At 66.9% G+C, this 17,588-nt stretch carries 13 protein-coding genes, 2 pseudogenes and 1 riboswitch; of the genes and pseudogenes, 5 read left to right on the top strand and 10 right to left on the bottom strand.

Features of this window, described 5'->3' with window-relative positions:
- Positions 1 to 19: 19 nt before the first annotated feature.
- Positions 20 to 128, bottom strand: a riboswitch (TPP riboswitch).
- A gap of 60 nt (positions 129 to 188) precedes the next feature.
- The 7 genes and pseudogenes from ACQ858_RS10925 to ACQ858_RS10895 all read right to left on the bottom strand — a co-directional run bounded on the left by ACQ858_RS10925 (position 189) and on the right by ACQ858_RS10895 (position 6,873).
- A pseudogene (locus tag ACQ858_RS10925) lies at positions 189 to 1,258 on the bottom strand (NAD(P)/FAD-dependent oxidoreductase).
- On the bottom strand, positions 1,216 to 1,545 hold the full coding sequence (gene fdxA, locus ACQ858_RS10920; RefSeq protein WP_340354853.1) for a ferredoxin FdxA: 330 nt from the start codon (positions 1,543 to 1,545) through the stop codon (positions 1,216 to 1,218). Before fdxA ends, ACQ858_RS10925 begins: the two are co-directional and overlap by 43 nt.
- 42 nt (positions 1,546 to 1,587) lie before the next feature.
- On the bottom strand, positions 1,588 to 2,922 hold the full coding sequence (locus ACQ858_RS10915; RefSeq protein WP_431276640.1) for a sulfate adenylyltransferase subunit 1: 1,335 nt from the start codon (positions 2,920 to 2,922) through the stop codon (positions 1,588 to 1,590).
- Positions 2,923 to 3,046: 124 nt separating this feature from the next.
- Positions 3,047 to 4,003, bottom strand: a complete 957-nt coding sequence (gene cysD / locus ACQ858_RS10910; protein WP_431276639.1) for a sulfate adenylyltransferase subunit CysD — start codon at positions 4,001 to 4,003, stop codon at positions 3,047 to 3,049.
- Between the two features lie 47 nt (positions 4,004 to 4,050).
- Positions 4,051 to 4,671, bottom strand: coding sequence for a phosphoadenosine phosphosulfate reductase family protein (locus tag ACQ858_RS10905; protein WP_431276638.1), 621 nt, complete (start codon positions 4,669 to 4,671; stop codon positions 4,051 to 4,053).
- Positions 4,672 to 4,702: 31 nt separating this feature from the next.
- Positions 4,703 to 5,095 carry a DUF934 domain-containing protein gene (locus tag ACQ858_RS10900; RefSeq protein WP_431276637.1) on the bottom strand — a complete coding sequence of 131 codons (393 nt, stop codon included), beginning with the start codon at positions 5,093 to 5,095 and terminating at the stop codon, positions 4,703 to 4,705.
- Positions 5,092 to 6,873, bottom strand: coding sequence for a nitrite/sulfite reductase (locus ACQ858_RS10895; RefSeq protein WP_431276636.1), 1,782 nt, complete (start codon positions 6,871 to 6,873; stop codon positions 5,092 to 5,094). Before ACQ858_RS10895 ends, ACQ858_RS10900 begins: the two co-directional genes overlap by 4 nt.
- A 352-nt stretch (positions 6,874 to 7,225) precedes the next feature.
- On the opposite strand from ACQ858_RS10895, the gene ACQ858_RS10890 reads away from it, so the two are divergent.
- Positions 7,226 to 7,486 (top strand): hypothetical protein, encoded by a 261-nt coding sequence (locus tag ACQ858_RS10890; RefSeq protein ID WP_431276635.1) that lies wholly within the window; start codon positions 7,226 to 7,228, stop codon positions 7,484 to 7,486.
- A gap of 15 nt (positions 7,487 to 7,501) precedes the next feature.
- Here ACQ858_RS10890 and ACQ858_RS10885 read toward each other — a convergent pair whose 3' ends face one another.
- Together ACQ858_RS10885 and ACQ858_RS10880 are read right to left on the bottom strand one after the other, a co-directional pair.
- Complete coding sequence (locus ACQ858_RS10885) at positions 7,502 to 8,956, bottom strand: GntP family permease (protein ID WP_431276634.1); 1,455 nt, start codon at positions 8,954 to 8,956, stop codon at positions 7,502 to 7,504.
- 4 nt (positions 8,957 to 8,960) lie between these two features.
- Complete coding sequence (locus ACQ858_RS10880) at positions 8,961 to 9,974, bottom strand: patatin-like phospholipase family protein (protein WP_431276633.1); 1,014 nt, start codon at positions 9,972 to 9,974, stop codon at positions 8,961 to 8,963.
- A gap of 328 nt (positions 9,975 to 10,302) precedes the next feature.
- On the opposite strand from ACQ858_RS10880, the pseudogene ACQ858_RS10875 reads away from it, so the two are divergent.
- The 4 genes and pseudogenes from ACQ858_RS10875 to ACQ858_RS10860 form a co-directional block, all read left to right on the top strand.
- Positions 10,303 to 11,412 (top strand): annotated as a pseudogene (locus ACQ858_RS10875) (efflux RND transporter periplasmic adaptor subunit); the annotation flags it as partial.
- 305 nt (positions 11,413 to 11,717) lie between these two features.
- On the top strand, positions 11,718 to 11,978 hold the full coding sequence (locus ACQ858_RS10870; RefSeq protein ID WP_431276632.1) for an OmpA family protein: 261 nt from the start codon (positions 11,718 to 11,720) through the stop codon (positions 11,976 to 11,978).
- Positions 11,975 to 15,169: an efflux RND transporter permease subunit gene (locus tag ACQ858_RS10865; RefSeq protein ID WP_431276631.1), complete on the top strand. Its 3,195-nt coding sequence runs from the start codon at positions 11,975 to 11,977 to the stop codon at positions 15,167 to 15,169. Before ACQ858_RS10870 ends, ACQ858_RS10865 begins: the two co-directional genes overlap by 4 nt.
- Entirely contained in the window at positions 15,156 to 16,640 is a 1,485-nt protein-coding gene (locus tag ACQ858_RS10860) for an efflux transporter outer membrane subunit (RefSeq protein WP_431276630.1), read from the top strand. Before ACQ858_RS10865 ends, ACQ858_RS10860 begins: the two co-directional genes overlap by 14 nt.
- Before the next feature lie 26 nt (positions 16,641 to 16,666).
- On the opposite strand, the gene ACQ858_RS10855 is transcribed toward ACQ858_RS10860, so the two are convergent.
- The gene (locus ACQ858_RS10855; RefSeq protein WP_431276629.1) at positions 16,667 to 17,563 is read right to left on the bottom strand and encodes a transglutaminase family protein; all 897 of its coding nucleotides are present in this window, start codon (positions 17,561 to 17,563) and stop codon (positions 16,667 to 16,669) included.
- Between the last annotated feature and the right edge of the window lie 25 nt (positions 17,564 to 17,588).

Below are 17,588 nucleotides of genomic sequence, written 5' to 3'. Positions count from 1 at the left end.
CGGCACGCGAGAAAACGTGCGGCCGCCGGACCAGCTTCCCTGCGCGAGGATTACCTCAGTCAGGTTCAAAGGGACTCTCTCAGCCGACTCACCGATGAAACGGCGGGCCGGCACCCCTAGCGTTGCTTCAGTCTGGCGAAGCAGGATGGATTGTAGGCCCGTGACGCGCAGCCATGGCTCGCGAGCGATCAGTGCTTCACGCCGAGCAGCGCGTGCAGGCGGGTGCTCGTGGTCGTGTATTGGAGAGGAATCGACTTGTCGGGAAAGACGACGTCCGTCGCACCCCACGCGGCCAGCGTGGCTTCGTGGAAGCCGCAGACGATGAGCTTCTTCTTGCCCGGGTAGGTGTTGATGTCGCCGACCGCAAAAATGCCGCGCTCGCAAGTCTCGTACTTTTCGGTATCGACGGGAATCTGCTTGCGCTCCAGCGCCAGGCCCCAGTTGGCGATCGGCCCGAGGCGGGGGAAATGCCGAGGCACCCGATGAGCGCATCGAAGGGCAGCACGAGGTTCTGCGCCTCCGGTGTCACGAGTGTCAGGCCCGTATCGTCGAAGCTGGCAGGCTGGCCGATGACGAGCCGGATCGCTCCCTCGGCGATGCGCTGACGGAGCGTGGCGATCATGGGCTCATCGGCCTGGAAGACATCGCGCCGGTGCACGAGCGTGAGCCGCTTCGCGATCGGCGCGAGCGCCAGTGCGGTTTCGACCGCCGCATCGTCGCCGCCGTTGACCACGACCGACTGGCCGGCGAAGCGTCCGAGCGCATTGGTGTCGGGGTGGTAGAAGAGCTTCGTGCCGTCGAGCCGGTCGATGCCCTCGACGGAGATCCGCTTGGGCACGAAGGCGCCGACGCCGGCCGCGATGAACACCGTCCTGGCCAGAAACGCCGTGCCGCGCTGCGTCGTCAGCAGCAACCGGCCATCGTCCTGCCGCACGACGGTGGCGACCTGCTCGCCGAAGTGGAATTGCGGTTTGAAAGGCGCGATCTGCTGCAACAACGATTCCACAAGGCCGCGACCGGTGGTCTTCGGCGTACCGGGAATGTCGTAGATCGGCTTGTCGCCATACAGCTCGACGCACTGGCCGCCCGCTCGGGGCAGTGCGTCGACGATATGGCAGGAGATTTCGAGCAGGCCCAGCTGGAAGGCCTGGAACAGCCCGACCGGCCCGGCGCCGATGACCAGCGCGTCGGTTTCGATCGGGGCGGGTGCTGTGCTCAGCGCACCAGCTCCGAGATCTTGCCGGTCTTGTCCTTCCATTCTTCAGCGTCAGGCAGCGCCGGCTTGCGCTTGGTGATGCTCTTCCAGCCGTCGGCCAGGGCCAACTCGGCGTTGAGCTTGATGAAGGCGAGCTGGTCGGCCGGAAGGTCTTCCTCGGCGTAGATCGCGTTGACGGGGCATTCGGGGATGCAGACCGCGCAATCGATGCACTCGTCGGGGTCGATCACCAGCATGTTCGGCCCCTCGCGGAAGCAGTCGACCGGGCATACGTCGACACAGTCGGTGTATTTGCAGCGGATGCAGGCTTCGGAGACGACGTGGGTCATGGTTGGGCTGGAACGAGTGTTTGATCGGGAAAACCCCGAATTTTAGGCGCTTGTGACAGAAGGCTGCACGAGCACGGCGGCGGAGGTGCGATGCGAGGCCGTGTCGACCAGGATCAGCGACCCCAGCGCGCGAGATTGCGTGAACGGCAGCACCGCGAGCGGCTGCTGCAGGCTGAGCACCACATCACCGATCGCATTGGCTTCGAGTTGGTCGGCCGGCTCGGATTCGAGCGTGGTGATGTTCACGCGATCCACGATGCGCGCCACCTTGGCCTTGACCCACCGATGGCCCTGCAGCGCCCAGTAGACACGGCCCGGCACGAGCGGCTCGTCGTCGAGCCACGCGATGGTCGCGGTGATTTCGCGCTGCGGCTCGAACGCACCGGGTTCCAGCAGCCAGTCGCCGCGCGACACGTCGAGCTCGCGATCGAGCACGACGCCGGCGCTGTGGCCCGCATGCACGGTCCTGGGCTGGCGGGTGTGGCTCAGCACTTGCGCGACGGTGGCGGTCTGGTTGCCGGGCAGCACCGTGACGCGCTGGCCGGGTTCGACGTGACCGCTGGCGACGCGGCCCCAGAACACGCGGCGGCCGCGCGAGGTATCGGCCGAGGCGGAGAACTTCTCGACCCACTGGACCGGGAAGGCAAAGGGAACGGCTTCGTCCTGCGCGGTGACCGGCAGCGATTCGAGCAGCTCGAGCAGGCTCGGGCCTTCGTAGCCCGCCCAATGGGCGTGGCGAGAAGCGACGTTCCAGCCCTTGAGCGCCGAGATCGGCACGGTCGCGGCGACCTGAACGCCCGCGGCTTCGGCGAAGTTCGAGAGGGCCGCGGAAATGCGCTCGAAGGCCAGTTCGGCATCGTCGATCGCATCGAGCTTGTTGACCGCGAAAACGATCGATTGCACGCGCAGGAGGTGGCACAGCAGCGTGTGGCGGCGGGTTTGCGGGAGTAGCTCGCGCTTCACGACTTCGCCGTCACCGACTTCTGCAGCCCATGGAAGCTTGGTCGCATCGACCAGCACCACGGCGGCATCGGCGCTCGATGCGGCCGTGACCATGTTGCGGGTGTACTGCTCGTGGCCCGGTGCGTCGCCGATCACGAACTTGCGGTGCGCGGTCGAGAAATAGCGATAGGCCACGTCGATCGTGATGCCTTGCTCGCGCTCGGCCGACAGGCCATCCGTGAGAAGCGCCAGATCGACTTCGCCGCCGCGCTGCACGCCGGCGAGCTGGTCCTGCAGCACCGTCTTGCTGTCGACCAGCAGCCGGCCGATCAGCGTGCTCTTGCCGTCGTCCACGCTGCCGCAGGTAATGAAGCGCAGCGCGGCGCCGGTTTCGGCGGCAATCGAGTGAGGAGAAGCAACAGCAGTCATGTTCATAGCAACCTAAAAAAACCAACGGACCCAACCCAGAAACACCGCGGAACCGGCTTCGCCGGGCCGCCGGTGTTGCCCCCGGCAAGGGGTGGGCGGCTACACGAAGTGAGCAAGCCTGGGGGGCGAGTTAGAAGTACCCGTCTTTTTTCCGCTTTTCCATCGAAGCTTCGGACGTCTTGTCGTCCATGCGCGTCGCGCCGCGCTCGCTCACGTCGGCGGCGAGCGTCTCCACCACCACGTCGGCGGCATCGGCCGCGAGGCTTTCCACCGGGCAGGTGCAGGTGATGTCGCCGACGGTGCGGAAGCGCACATCGCGCACTTCGACTTGTTCGCCGTCGCGCGGCGGCGTGAGTTCGGTCACCGGCACCAGCAGGCCGCGGCGCTCGACCACTTCGCGCTTGTGGGTGTAGTAGATCGAGGGCAGGGCGATGTGCTCGCGCTCGATGTATTGCCAGACGTCGAGCTCGGTCCAGTTCGAGATCGGGAACACGCGGAAGTGCTCGCCCGGTGCGAGGCGCGTGTTGAACAGTGTCCACAGTTCCGGGCGCTGGTCCTTGGGCTGCCACTGGCCGAAGCTGTCGCGGTGCGAAAAGATGCGCTCCTTGGCGCGCGCCTTTTCCTCGTCGCGGCGCGCGCCGCCGATCAGTGCGTCGAAGCGGAATTCCTCGATGGCTTCGAGCAGCGTGACCGACTGGTGCACGTTGCGCGATTCGCCCGGGTGGGCGAGGCGCACCGTGCCGCGCTTCATCGAATCCTCGACGCTGCGCACGATCAGCTCGGCGCCGAGCTCCCTGGCGCGCTGGTCACGGAAGTCCGTCACTTCGGGAAAGTTGTGGCCCGTGTCGATCATCAGGAGCGGGTACGGGATGCGACCGGCGCCGAAGGCCTTTTCCGCGCACTTGAGCAGCACCAGCGAATCCTTGCCGCCGGAGAACAGCAGCGTCGGACGCTCGAAGGAGGCCGCGACTTCGCGAAGGATGAAGATGGTCTCTTCCTCGAGTGCGTCGAGGTGCGTGTTGGACAGGCGCGCAAGCGACTGCGTCGTGGATTGCAGCAGCAGGTCGTGTTCGGTACGGGCGTTCATGGGGACGGGGCGCTCAGAAAAAGGTGGTTCGGGGGCGGCGTGAGCCTTCAGTGCGAGAGGTGCAGCCCGCATTCCCGGTTGTCCTCGCCCTTGGTGGGATCCACGTAGTCGAAGTTGTTGGGCAGGCCGTGCGTCTGGCAGTACTCGTACAGATCCTTGGACGACCAATGCAGCAGCGGCGCGACCTTGATCAGGCCGTCGGGATTGATGCTGACCGGGTCCATCTGCGCGCGCACGGCCGTGTCGGTGGCGCGCAGCGCGGTGAACCACACCTTCGGCGCCATTTCGCGCAGTGCGCGCGCGAAGGGCTCCAGCTTGACCTCCTCGGTGAAGGCGGCGTGGCGCGGATCGTCGAGCGCCGGGGTCGGGCCTTCCACCGCTTCGCGATGCGCGCGCGAACGCCGGGGAACGAAGATGCGCAGATCCAGGCCGAGCAGCTTCGTCACTTCGTCGGCGAAGCGGTAGGTCGCCTCGGTGTTGTAGCCGTTGTCCATCCAGATCACCGGCACGTCGGGCTTGGCGCGCGTGACCATGTGCAGGATGACCGCCTCGAAGGGCCGGAAGTTGGTGGTGATGATCGCCGGCTGGCCGAGGCCGACGGCCCAGTCCACAAGGCCTTCGGCATTGCGGCCGAGCTTGGCGTTGACTTCTGCGAGATCGATGCTCATGGGGGCGGATTCCGATGGCGGCCGGGGGCGTTCAGGCGCGCGTGAACAATGGGGCGGCTTCGACTGCGTCGCCCTGGTAGTAGGCGGCGAAGCGGTCGAACTGGCGTTGCGCCGCCGTGGCGTCCACGCCTTCCTTCAGGACAGCGCTGGAAAAACCCGTGCGCTGCATCTGCACCAACTGGTCGATCAACACGTCGCCCGTGGCGCGGATGTCGCCCTTGAAGCCGAGGCGCCGGCGCAGCAGGAATGCCCGGCTGTACGCGCGGCCATCGGTGAATTTCGGGAAGTCGAGGTCGATGCGCTCCACGTCGTCGAGGCACACCTCGATCGCCAGCGGATCGGCGTCGTTCGCCAGCTGCAGCACATTCGGCTCGCCGTTGTCGACGTGCTCCTCGGCGGCAAGGATCTTCAGGGTCTGGTTCATGCTGCGGCCTCCTCGACCTTGAAGCGTGCGGCGTTGGCCGCGGTCTTGAAGGGCTCGATGCCCACGCGGCGCAGCGCGTCGATGAAGGATTCGCCGGATTCGCGCGTGTCGCGGTAGGTGTTGAGCACCGCCTCGATCACGCCGGGCACCTCGGCCGCCGAGAACGACGGGCCGACGACCTTGCCGGCCTGCGCCGGACCGCTCAGGTCCGAGCCGTCCGAGCCGCCGAGCGTGACCTGGTACCACTCCTTGCCGTCCTTGTCGACGCCCAGGATGCCGATGTGGCCGCTGTGGTGGTGGCCGCACGAGTTGATGCAGCCGCTGATGTGCAGGTCGATCTCGCCGAGGTCGTCGAGCTCGTCGAGGTCCTGGTAGCGCTCGGTGATCGCCTCGGCGATCGGGATCGATCGCGCGTTGGCCAGCGCGCAGAAGTCGCCGCCGGGGCAGGCGATCATGTCGGTCAGCAGGTGCACGTTGGCGCTCGCGAAGCCGGCTTCGCGGGCCGCAAGCCACAGGGCGTGCAGGTCTTCGGCATGCACCCAGGGCAGCAACACGTTCTGGTCGTGCGTCACGCGGGCTTCGCCAGCGCTGAAGCGGTCGGCCAGGGTCGCGACGGTTTCGAGCTGGGCGGCCGATGCATCGCCGGGCGCCTGCAGGCGGCGCTTGAAGGACAGCGTGACCGCGCGCAGCGCCGGGTTCTTGTGCGGTGCGACGTTGCGGGCCAGCCAGCGCGCGAACATCACGTCGTCGGCCGCCTGGGCACGCAGCTCGGCGTCGGTTTCCTCGGCGCTGCGGAACACGCGGGTCGCGAGTGTCGGCGGCACGAAGGAGGCGTTCACGCGGTCCAGCTCGGCCTGCGAGATGGTGTGCGGTGCGCCGTCGTGCTCGATGATCTGTTTGTACTCGGCCTCGACATCGTCGATGTAGACCTGGCCTTCGGCCTTCACGAGGATCTTGATGCGCGCCTTGTAGATGTTGTCGCGGCGGCCGTAGCGGTTGTAGACCCGGATCACCGCTTCGAGGTAATTCATGATCTGGTTCCACGGCAGGAACTCGCGCAGCACGGTGCCGATGATCGGCGTGCGGCCCATGCCACCACCGACCTGCACGCGGAAGCCCAGCTCGCCCCGGTCGTTCCTGACGAGGCGCAGGCCCACGTCATGCCAGCCCGTCGCGGCGCGGTCTTCGGCGGCGCCGGTGATCGCGATCTTGAACTTGCGCGGAAGGAAGGCGAATTCGGGATGCAGCGTGCTCCATTGCCGCATGATTTCCGCGAAAGGGCGTGGGTCGGCAACCTCGTCGCCGGCGATGCCGGCGCGCTCGTCGCTCGTAATGTTGCGGATGCAATTGCCGCTGGTCTGGATGCCGTGCATGTCGACCGAGGCGAGCAGGTCCATCACGTCCGCCGACTTGGAAAGCGGAATCCAGTTGTACTGGACGTTCTGGCGCGTGGTGAAGTGCGCGTAATGCGTCGGCAGCTTGTGCGAGCCGAGCTTGCCCTGCGTGGCGACGGCGTTCTTGTAGACCTCGGCCTCCGGCTCGTCGTACTCGCGTGCGATCTTCGCGAGCACGCGCAACTGCTTGCTCGACAGCTCACCATAAGGCACGGCGACGCGCAGCATCGGCGCGTAGCGCTGCACATACCAGCCGTTCTGCAGCCGCAGGGGGCGGAATTCATCCTCGGACAACTTGCCCGTCTGCCAGCGTTCGAGTTGGTCGCGGAATTGCGCCGCGCGCAGGTGCACGAACTGGCGGTCGAAATCTGTGTATTGGTACATCGTGTGTCAGTTGTTGAAAGGCAGTGCGTCCACCGACCCCGGTCAACGAGTCCGCAACTCTAGAAGCACGCCTTATGGAAACAAACTATTTTTTGGTTCGTGCCTTATGCGGATAAGCATATTCGCCAGTCTCCATGCGGGTTGGCGGGCGATCAGTTGCTGGTTCGGGATAAGGCGGACGGCACTGGAACAGCCGGCCCTTGCGGTCGGGCCGCACTCGAAACCCGCCGGATTCTGGGAACGTGCCTCGCGTCATCCGGTCAAATGTCTACCGCCTTTGCGGTATGGACCTACACACTGAAAAGTAATACATAAGTAGTCTTGAAGATGCTTCCCAACTTCAGGAGGACGTGTGCCGCAGGCAAGAGGTGGCGAGCTGACCCAGCTCTATCAGGCCGTTGTCGTGAGTCGCCTCGCGGTGGAAGCCGCGCGTGGCGAACTCATCGAGGCGCTGGGCGACTGGCTGTGCGGCGGCGATGCATTGCCGCCGGGGTCGGTGGAAATCCAGGCGCTCGCGCGCCTGTGCGAGGCCCGGGAGCGGGCCGAGGCCGAATACGCCAGATGCGTCGCGGCGCTGTCTGAAAGGCTGGTCCGGCGAGCCCGGGTGGCGTGAGCGGTCGAAAGAGGCTCAGAACGAGCCGAAGGTCGAACCCAGCAGGATCACCGCGATCAGCGCTACCACTGCGCCGACGATGCCCACCATCACGATGTCGAAGTAGCTCTCCTTGTGGCCCGTGCCACAGACGGCGAGCAGCGTGACCACGGCGCCGTTGTGGGGCAGGCTGTCGAGCGTGCCCGCGCCGATGACCGCCACGCGGTGCATCAGGGCCGGATCGAGCCCGATCGTCGCGGCGAGTTGCATGTAGGTCGCGCCCAGCGCGTCGAGCGCGATCGTCAGCCCGCCCGAGGCCGAGCCGGTGAGCGCTGCGAGGATGTTGGTCGACAGCGCCAGCGACACCAGCGGCCCGCCGCCGATGCCCAGCACCCATTCGCGCACCATCTCGAAGGCCGGCATCGCGGCCACCACCGCGCCGAAGCCCACGAGGCTCGCCACCGACACCACCGGCAGCACCGAGGCATTGGCGCCCGCGTCGATCGTCTCGCGCAGCGAAGGCAGGCGGCTCCAGTTGCACGCGATCAGCACCACGATCGCCGCCATCAGCGCCACCAGCACCGCCCAGACGCCGCCCACATTGGCGATCGAGATGCCCCCGAAGCGCGGGTCTGCGAGGTAGCTGGTGTCCAGGCGCGGCAGCACCACCAGCGCCATCAGCAGATTGACCATGACCACGACGACGAGCGGCAGCAGCGCGATGAAGACGCTCGGTTCCGTGTCGCTGTGACTGCCGCGCGTGGCCTCGGCGGGATCGAAGCTGCCCGAAGTGCTCGCGCGCTCGCGGACCACCGGGTCGGCGGAGGCGTCCACGTGCTTGTCCACAGTGACGGTGCCGAAGCCTTCGCCCGCCTTGCGCGCGGCGTTCTCGGCCCGGCGCAGCCACCACATGCCGAAGCCCAGCATGATCGCGGCGGCGATGATCCCCAGGCCCGGCGCAGCGAAGGCCGTGGTGCCGAAGAAGGGCATCGGGATCGCGTTCTGGATCGCCGGCGTGCCCGGCAGTGCGGACATGGTGAAGGTCGAGGTGCCGAGCGCGATCGCCGCGGGCATCAGCCGCGCGGGCACGTTGGCCGCGCGGAACAGCGCCTGCGCCATCGGCGCGAGCACGAAGAACGCGACGAAGAGGCTCACGCCGCCGTAGGTCACCATCGCGCCGGCCAGCACCACCGCGAGCATCGCGCGCTGCGGGCCGAGCTTTTCGGTCATGAAGCGCGCGATGGTCTGCACCGAGCCGCTGTCGTCCATGAGCTTGCCGAAGATCGCGCCGAGCAGGAACAGCGGAAAGAAACTGGCCAGGAAGCCGGCCGCGGAGCCCATGAAGGTCTGCGTCCAGTGCGCGAGCAGCGGTTCGCCGGCGAAGAGCGCCGCGATGAGCGCGGCGAGTGGCGCGAGCACCAGCACGCTCCAGCCCCGGTACGAGAGCCAGATCAGCAGGCCGAGGCCGACGAAGATTCCTGCGAGTCCCATGCGTTCAAACTCCTTCGAGCAGTGCGTCGAGATCCAGTGTCGAGCGCTTGCCGATGTCGCCCTTGTGATCCGCGAGGAACGCGGTGGCCACGCGGCGTCCTTCGTCGCGCAGCTTGCAGAGGAATGCCCATTCGGCGATCAGCTTCGACGAATAGCCGAGTTCGAGCATCGCGTCGGTCGCGATGCGGTGGATGCGCATGCGCGCCCATGCCGCGCCTTCTCCGTGGCCCGGGTCCGCCACCTGATGCAGCAACGAGATCATGCGCAGCTCCTTCAGGAGCGGCGAGTTGAACGAGATCTCGTTGAGACGGTTGTTGATCTCCTGCGCGCTGCGCGGAACGCCTGGACGCTCCACCGGATTGATCTGCACCAGGATGGTGTCGCTCGACGAGCATTCACGGATCAGCGGCGTCATCGTCGGGTTCCCCGCGTAGCCGCCGTCCCAGTAGGGGTCGCCGTCGATCTCGACCGCGTGGAACATCGACGGCAGGCAGGCCGAGGCGAGCAGCACGTCGGGATTGATCTCGGCATTGCGGAACACGCGGCCCCGGCCGGTGCGCACATTGGTGGCGGTCACGAAGAGCTTGATCGGCGACGAGGCCAGTCGCTCGAAGTCGATCAGTTCCTGGAGGATGCCGCGCAGCGGGTTCGTGCCCTGCGGGTTGAGGTCGTAGGGCGACCAGACGCGCATCGCGAGTTCCGCGGCGAGGAAGGCCGGCGAGTTGTCCAGCGTCCAGCGGCCGCTCATCATCTCGATCCAGCCGCGGCGGAAGGGGCTGAACTGGGCTGCTTCCGAAACACCGCGCCAGAACTTCTCGAGCGATTCGCGCGCGCCCTCGGGTCCGCCGCCCGCATGGCCGCACGCAAGCACCGCGGCGTTCATCGCGCCGGCCGAGGTGCCGGAGATGCCCTCGATGCGCAGCCATGGCTCCTCGAGCAGTCGGTCGAGCACGCCCCAGGTAAACGCGCCGTGGGCGCCGCCGCCCTGCAGTGCAAGGTCAATCGGAAGTGTTTTCAAGCGGTTCCTCCAAAAGGGCATCGTGTTCGTGGTGCACAGCCAAGCAATGCCCGCGCCAGCGTAGTGGCCGGGCCATCCTATGCGAGCGGTGGGCCTGACTCAAGCCGACCGTTTGACGATCGTCAGGCGTGCCACGAACAAGAAAAAGTGGTAGCGGCGGATGATGGCGGGGTTGCATGACAGTCGCGCGTCGGGGGTGTCCGCGGGCTTGGGGATTGCACCAAGGGGCCATTGCCTGCGCGATCCTTTGAAGCGACATTAGCGGTTCACAACAGCCTGCATCGGGTCGGTCGTCGTGCGCGATCGGCGTGGGCGAGGAGGATGGTCTATGGGTTTGTCGAACGACGCGGCCTTGCGAGCACGACGAGCAGGCCTTTCCTGGACAGGCGCCGCAACGAGGGTTCGCGGCCTGTTCCCGCTGTTATGTGCGGCGGTGCTCCTGTCGGCCTGTTCGAAGTCGGAGCCTGAAAAGGCCGCACCACCTCCCACCGAAGTCTCCGCCGTGAGCGTGAAGGCGCAGACGCTGCCGGTGACCTTCGAGTTCGTCGGCCAGACCGAAAGCTCGCAGCAAGTGGAGATCCGGGCCCGCGTCAACGGCTTTCTGGAAAAGAGGGTCTACACCGAAGGCACCTTCGTCGAGCCCGGCCAGGTTCTCTTCAGGATGGACGTGAAGCCCTTCGAGGCCAGCCTGAAGGCCGCGAAGGCCGAACTCGCGCAGCAGCAGGCGCGGCTCGCCACCGCACGCGCGAACCTCGCGCGCGTGAAACCCCTGGTGGCCGACAACGCATTGGCGGTCAAGGACCTCGACGATGCCACCGGCACCGAGCAGGCCGCCTCCGCCGCGGTCGAAGCTGCGGCCGCCAAGGTGACCGATGCGCAGTTGAACCTCGGCTACACCACGATCAGCTCGCCGGTCGCCGGCCAGTCGTCGTTCGCCAAGGTCCAGGACGGCGCCTATGTGAATGCCGAGAACAGCCTGCTCACCTACGTGGCGAAGCTCGATCCGATGCGGGTGAACTTCAGCCTCTCGGAGAACGAATCGCTGCGCCTGCAGGACGAGATCGCCAAGGGCAAGCTGATCAAGGCGCCGCGCGATGACTACGCGGTCGAACTGGTGCTGGCCGACGGCTCGAGCTTCCCCGGGCAGGGCCGCATCACCTTCGCCGATGCCTCCTTCAGCCAGGAGACCGGCACCTTCCTGCTGCGGGCCGAGTTGCCCAATCCGAAGGGCGAGTTGCGGCCGGGGCAGTTCGTGCGGGTGAAGGTCCACGGCTTCAGGCGGCCCGATTCGATCATCGTGCCGCAGCGCGCGGTGCAGGAGGGCCCGCGCGGCGAGTACGTATGGGTCGTTGATGCCGAAGGCAAGGCCAGCCAGCGGCCGGTGACTGTCGGCGACTGGATGGGAGACCAATGGCTGGTGACCAACGGGCTCAAGGACGGCGAGCGCGTCGTGGTCGACGGTTTCATGCGGCTCGCGCCGGGCGTACCGATGAAGGTGAAGGAGGTGCCGCCGGAGCCGCTGCCTGAGGGCAAGGCGGTGGGGCGGCCGGTCGGCCCGACGCCGGCGGGAGGGGTGGCTGCCGCTACCTCCGTGATGCCGAACTCGGGGGCGGGCCCGGCGGGCGGTGCCGCAAACGCCGCGGGTGCATCCGCAGCCTCGGCATCCGCGTCCGGCGGTTCGGGTGCCAACGGCGATGCCGTCTACTTCGATCGCGGCCGCACCGCGCTCGATGCGACCGGCCAGTGCGGCTTGTCGCGGTCGTCGCGGCGCTCAAGGCCAAGCCTGAGCTGCACGTCGTGCTGCACGGCTATGTGGATTCGAGCGGCGACCCGAAGATCAATGCGGCCCTGGCCAAGCGTCGCGCGGAATCGGTGCGCGATGCGCTGCTCGCGGCCGACGTGCCGGCTGACCGGATCGAGATGAAGGCACCGGCCAACATCGTCGGCGGCGATTCGCCCGCGATGGCGCGGCGCGTCGACGTCATCCTGGCGGGGGCACGATGAAGTTCGCGCACTTCTTCATCGACCGCCCGATCTTCGCGTCCGTCATCTCCATCATCCTGGTCATTGCCGGGGTGGTTGCGATGCTCAACCTGCCGATCGCGCAGTTCCCGGACATCACGCCGCCGCAGATTTCGGTCAGTGCCACCTACCCGGGCGCAAGCTCGTCGGTTGTGGCGGAGAACGTGGCCGCGCCGATCGAGCAGCAGGTCAACGGCGCGGACCGGATGATGTACATGAACTCCACGTCGAGCTCGACCGGGAACATGACGCTGTCGGTCTACTTCGAGATCGGCACCGATCCCTCGCTCGCCCAGGTGGACGTGCAGAACCGCGTGAACCTCGCACTGCCTCAACTGCCGTCGGCGGTGAGCCAGCAGGGCGTGAGCGTGCAGAAGAAGTCGCAGGCCTTCATGCTGATCGTGGCAATCTATTCGCCCGACAACAGCCAGGACCCGACCTTCGTCGCGAACTACGCGAACATCAACGTGCTGGATGCGATCAAGCGCATTCCAGGCGCGAACCAGAGCTCGATCTTCGGCTCGCCCGATTACGCGATGCGCCTGTGGCTCAAGCCCGACCGCATGGCGAGCCTGGGCATGACGGCCACCGACATCCAGCACGCGGTGGCCGCGCAGAACCAGCAGTACGCCGCCGGCCGGCTCGGCGCCTCGCCGACGGCGACGCCGGTGCAGCAGACGATCCCGGTCGCCACCTCCGGGCGCATGACCGAGCCCACGCAGTTCGACAACATCATCCTGCGCGCCTCCCAGCAGGGTACCGGCGCCATCGTGCGGGTGAAGGACATCGGGCGTGCCGAGCTCGGGTCGAAGGACTACTCGATCCGCTCGAAGTACAACGGCAAGACCGCCACGCTGATCGCGATCTATCAACAGCCCGGCGCCAATGCACTGCAGGTCGCCAAGGACACGCGCGCGCTGATGGCCGAGCTGAAGAAGTCCTTCCCGGCCGGACTGGACTACGACATCGCGCTGGACACCACCGAATTCGTGCAGGAGTCGATCAGCGAAGTGATCCACACCTTCTTCGAGGCGGTGGTGCTGGTGGTGATCGTGGTGTTCGTGTTCCTGCAGAGCTTTCGCGCCACGCTGGTGCCGATCCTGGCGGTGCCGGTCTCGATCCTCGGCGCCTTCATCGGCATGACCGCGATGGGCTTCTCGATCAACATGCTCACCTTGTTCGGCATGGTGCTCGCGATCGGCATCGTGGTGGACGACGCGATCGTGGTGGTCGAGAACGTCGAGCGCAACATGAGCGAGTTCGGCCTCGGGCCCAAGGATGCCGCCAAGCGTGCGATGGACGAGGTGAGCGGGCCCGTGGTCGCGATCGTGCTGGTGTTGTGCGCGGTGTTCATTCCGGTGGCGTTCCTCTCGGGCATCACCGGGCAGCTCTACAAGCAGTTCGCGATCACGATCGCGGTGTCGGTGGTGCTGTCGGGCCTCGTGGCGCTGACCTTGTCACCGGCGCTCGCGGCACTTCTGCTGAAGCCGCCAAAAGAAGGCGAGCACGAGAAGAAGGGCTTCTTCGGCTGGTTCAACCGCAACTTCGAAAAGCTGACCGAGGGCTACGCCTCGACCACCAAACTCGCCATCAAGCGCGTGCTGGTCTCGGTGCTGCTGATCGCCGGCATGGTGGTGATCATGATGGGCCTGTTCAGGAAGGTGCCGACCACTTTCCTGCCGGTGGAAGACCAAGGCTACATCTTCACCGCGGTCATCATGCCGGACGCCGCGAGCCTGGATCGCACCGAAGCCATCACCGACCGCGCGCAGCAGTGGTTCAGCAAGCAGCCGGGTGTCAAGGCGGTGGCGGCGGTGCCGGGCTTCAGCCTGATCGATTCGCAGAACAAGTCCAACGCGGGCGTGCTCTTCGTCTCGCTCAAGAGCTTCGCGGAGCGGCAGTCGCCGGACGACCGGGCCGATGCGCTGATCCGGCAAGCCAGCGCCGAGTTCTCGACCTTCAAGGAGGCGGTTCTGGTCCCGGTCAATCCGCCGTCGATCCCGGGCCTGGGCACGACCGGCGGCTTCGAGTTCTGGATTCAGAGCGAGGGCGATGCGCCATTGCAGCGGGTGGAACAGGTCACGCGCGACTTCATCGCCAAGGCGCGGCAGCGGCCCGAACTTCGAGGCCTGAACTCGACCATCAACACGCGCTCGCGCCAGCTGATGGTGGACGTCGATCGCGACAAGGCCGAGAGCCTCGGCGTGCCGACGGAGGATGTGTATTCCACCTTGCAGACGCTGTTCGGCTCGCTCTACGTGAGCCAGTTCCCGAAGAACAGCCGGCTGTTCCAGGTGATCCTGCAGGCCGAGCCCGATTTCCGCACCAAGCCGGAAGACCTGCAGAACATGTACGTGCGCAACAAGGAGGGGAAGATGGTGCCCCTCAAGGCGGTCGCGAGCACGCGCTACGTGACCGGCGCCGACATCGTCACCCGCTTCAACAACTTCGTCGCGGCCAAGGTCACCGGCGACGCGGGCATCGGCTACAGCTCGGGGCAGGCGCTGGCCGCGATGGAGGAGGTGGCGCGCGAGGTGCTGCCCGCGGGCTTCTCGTTCGCATGGTCCGGCGAGGCCTACGAAGAGCGCAAGGCCGGCTCGACGGCCGGGTTGGTCTTCGCTTTCGCGCTGGTGATGGTGTTCCTGATCCTCGCGGCGCAGTACGAGAAATGGTCGTTGCCCTTCGGTGTGCTGCTCGCGGTGCCGTTCGCGCTGTTCGGTGCCATCGCGGCGATCTGGCTGCGCGGCATCCAGAACGACGTGTACTTCCAGATCGGCCTCACGGTGCTGATCGCGCTGGCGGCGAAGAACGCGATCCTGATCTTCGAGTTCGCGGTCGAGCTGCGCCACAAGGAAGGGCTCTCGCCCTACGACGCGGCCGTCGGTGCGGCCAAGCTGCGCTTGCGGCCGATCATCATGACCTCGCTGGCCTTCATCCTGGGGTGCATCCCGCTGGCGATCGCGAGCGGCGCGTCGGCCGCCAGCCGGCAGTCGCTCGGCACGGGCGTGATCGGCGGCATGCTGGGCGCGACGGTGATCGCGATCTTCTTCATCCCGATGTTCTTCTGGGGCCTGGAAGCGTTCAGCGATCGCATGGGCGGCAAGAAAGCCGAGCATGCGAAGGGTGAGGGTCCGGAAGCGACCGGACAGGGAGCTGTCGATGCGCCGCGTTGATGCGACCTGTCGCCGCGCGGCGGCACTGGTGTCCGCGCTGTTCCTGGGCCTGCCGCTCGGCGGCTGCATGCTCGGACCGGACTACAAGCGTCCCGATCTCGACGTTCCGGCGCAATACCGCGGCGCGACGCCGATGGGCGCGGTCGATGCGGCCGCGATCGAATCGGCGTGGTGGCAGCAGTTCAATGATCTGGCGCTCGACGCGCTGATCAGCGAAGGGCTGCGCAACAACCAGGATCTGATCGCAGCGGCCGCACGGGTGGAGCAGTTCTACGGCGTGCTCGGCACCACGCGTTCGGCGCTCTTTCCGCAGGTGGGCGCGCAGGTGAGCGGAAGCCGCACGCGCGCGAGCGAGCAGACCATCAGCCCGGCGCCGTCGATCAATCCGTACAACGCCTACCAGGCTGGCCTGCTCCTGAGTTGGGAGATCGACCTCTTCGGCCGCACGCGCCGGCTCACCGAAGCCGCGACGGCGGAGCTGGAAGCGAGCGAAGCCTTCCGCCGCGGCACGGTGCTGTCGGTCGTGACCGCGATCACGTCGGGCTACGTCAACTTGCGTGAGCAGGATCGCGAGCTGGAGGTGTCGCGCGAGACGCTGGGCCTGCGCCTCGATGCGCTCAATCTCTTCGAGCGGCGCTTCAAGGGCGGCGTCGTGTCCGAGGTCGAGGTCAGCCAGGCGCGGTCCGAATACGCGACGGCGCTGCGTTCGATCCCGTTGCTCGAGCAGTCGATCGTGCAACTGGAGAACGCGCTCGCGAATCTCGTCGGCCGCAACCCGGGCCCGATCGCGCGCGGCAAGCCGATCGACCAGCTCATGCTGCCGCCCGTGCCGGCGGGCCTGCCGTCCGATCTGCTGGAGCGGCGTCCGGACATCCGTCAGGCCGAGCAGTCGATGATCGCGGCCAATGCCCGCATTGGCGCGGCGAAGGCGGCGTACTTCCCGACGATTTCGCTCACCGGGGCCTTCGGGCAGGCGAGCCGCTCGCTGTCGGACCTGTGGGAAGGACCGTCGCGGCTCTGGACCTATGGCGCGGACATCACGATGCCCATCTTCACCGCCGGCGCGATCGCAGGGCAGGTCACGAGCGCCGAAGCGGCGCAGCGGCAGTCGGTCGCGCAGTACCGCAAGGCGGTGCAGTCCGCGTTCAGCGAAACGGAGAACGCGCTCAGCGGCATCGCCACCTCGCGCACCGCGCTCGATGCGCAGGTGATGCAGGTCGCCGCGCTCGACAACTATGCGCGACTCGCGCGCAGGCGGTTCGAAGGCGGCTACACCAGTTATCTCGAAGTGCTCGACGCCGACCGCGCGCTGTTCAGCGCGCGGCTGCAGCTGGCGCAACAGCAGGGCAGCGTGCTGCTGCAATCGGCGGCGCTCTACCGTTCGCTCGGCGGCGGCTGGGTCGATGTCGCGGACAAGGAAGCGCCGCAACCCGGCGTGAACGTGAGCGAACGGCCCCGCGCCTTTCCCTAAAGCGCTCGTGAACCGCGTGGGCTGACTCAGCCCCGAAGCCGGTGCACCACGACGGAGGCCTCGAGTCCCTCGTAGGCGCCGGGATCGCCGTACCAGGTGCCCGAGACCGGCGCGGCCAGCGAAGGGTCGCGCGCGACCGCGACCCGGATCAACTGACCGCTGCCCGTGAGATTGTTGGTGGGGTCGTAGGCGACCCAGCCCGCGCCCGGCAGATAGGCATGCAGCCACGCATGCGTGGCGCCGGCGCCGCTCACCGCGTCCCCCGAGGTTTCGCCGTCAACGTCGAGCGCCGCGTCGTACAGGTAGCCGCTGACGAAGCGCGTCGCCACGCCGAGCCGGCGCGCGGCTTCCATCATCAGCAGCGCGTAGTCGCGACAGCTCCCGCTGCCGAGTTCCAGCGTCTGCAGCGGTGTCTGCGTGCCTTCCTCGTCGCGCGCGGCATAGGTGAAGTTCTGCCCGATGAAGGCGTTCATGCGCGCGAGCACGTCGCGCGTTCCGTTGGTTTCGTCGGTGTAGAGGAACTGGTGGGCCCAGCGGATGAGCCGGCCCTCCGGATCGTCGTGGTGCGGGCGCAAATAGTGCTCGAGGTCGATGCGGTCCTGCACCGAATAGGCGAAGGGCAGCACCTCGGCCGAGGGATCGAGCGCGAGCTGATTCACGCTGCCGGGCTCGTGCTCGATCGTGAATCGGCAGACGATGCGCAGCTCCGTCGCCTCCCCGACTGGCTGCACGAGCGCCACGGAATTGGAGTGCGGGTCCTGGATCAGCCGGATGCTCGCGTCCGGGCTCACCTGGAGGTCGGTGGCGAGCACGCGCAGGTCGTGGCTCTCGCGCGGCCGGAACATGACCCGGTGCAGGCCAAAGCGGACCGGCTTCCTGTAGCGGTAGACGGTGGTGTGGGTGATGTCGTAGTGGATGGGCATGGCCGATCTTTCCTTGAAACGACGG

The sequence above is a fragment of the Variovorax ureilyticus genome (assembly GCF_050632185.1).
GTDB lineage: Bacteria > Pseudomonadota > Gammaproteobacteria > Burkholderiales > Burkholderiaceae_C > Variovorax > Variovorax ureilyticus_A.
The sequence above is the reverse complement of the archived record's forward strand: the minus strand, read 5'-3'. Positions and strand labels throughout refer to the sequence as shown.

Bases quoted from the DNA above. Each gene is read 5' to 3' on its own strand.
- fdxA (WP_340354853.1), bottom strand. From the start codon at position 1,545: ATGACCCACGTCGTCTCCGAAGCCTGCATCCGCTGCAAATACACCGAC.
- ACQ858_RS10915 (WP_431276640.1), bottom strand. From the start codon at position 2,922: ATGAACATGACTGCTGTTGCTTCTCCTCACTCGATTGCCGCCGAAACC.
- cysD (WP_431276639.1), bottom strand. From the start codon at position 4,003: ATGAACGCCCGTACCGAACACGACCTGCTGCTGCAATCCACGACGCAG.
- ACQ858_RS10905 (WP_431276638.1), bottom strand. From the start codon at position 4,671: ATGAGCATCGATCTCGCAGAAGTCAACGCCAAGCTCGGCCGCAATGCC.
- ACQ858_RS10900 (WP_431276637.1), bottom strand. From the start codon at position 5,095: ATGAACCAGACCCTGAAGATCCTTGCCGCCGAGGAGCACGTCGACAAC.
- ACQ858_RS10895 (WP_431276636.1), bottom strand. From the start codon at position 6,873: ATGTACCAATACACAGATTTCGACCGCCAGTTCGTGCACCTGCGCGCG.
- ACQ858_RS10885 (WP_431276634.1), bottom strand. From the start codon at position 8,956: ATGGGACTCGCAGGAATCTTCGTCGGCCTCGGCCTGCTGATCTGGCTC.
- ACQ858_RS10865 (WP_431276631.1), top strand. From the start codon at position 11,975: ATGAAGTTCGCGCACTTCTTCATCGACCGCCCGATCTTCGCGTCCGTC.
- ACQ858_RS10860 (WP_431276630.1), top strand. From the start codon at position 15,156: ATGCGCCGCGTTGATGCGACCTGTCGCCGCGCGGCGGCACTGGTGTCC.
- ACQ858_RS10855 (WP_431276629.1), bottom strand. From the start codon at position 17,563: ATGCCCATCCACTACGACATCACCCACACCACCGTCTACCGCTACAGG.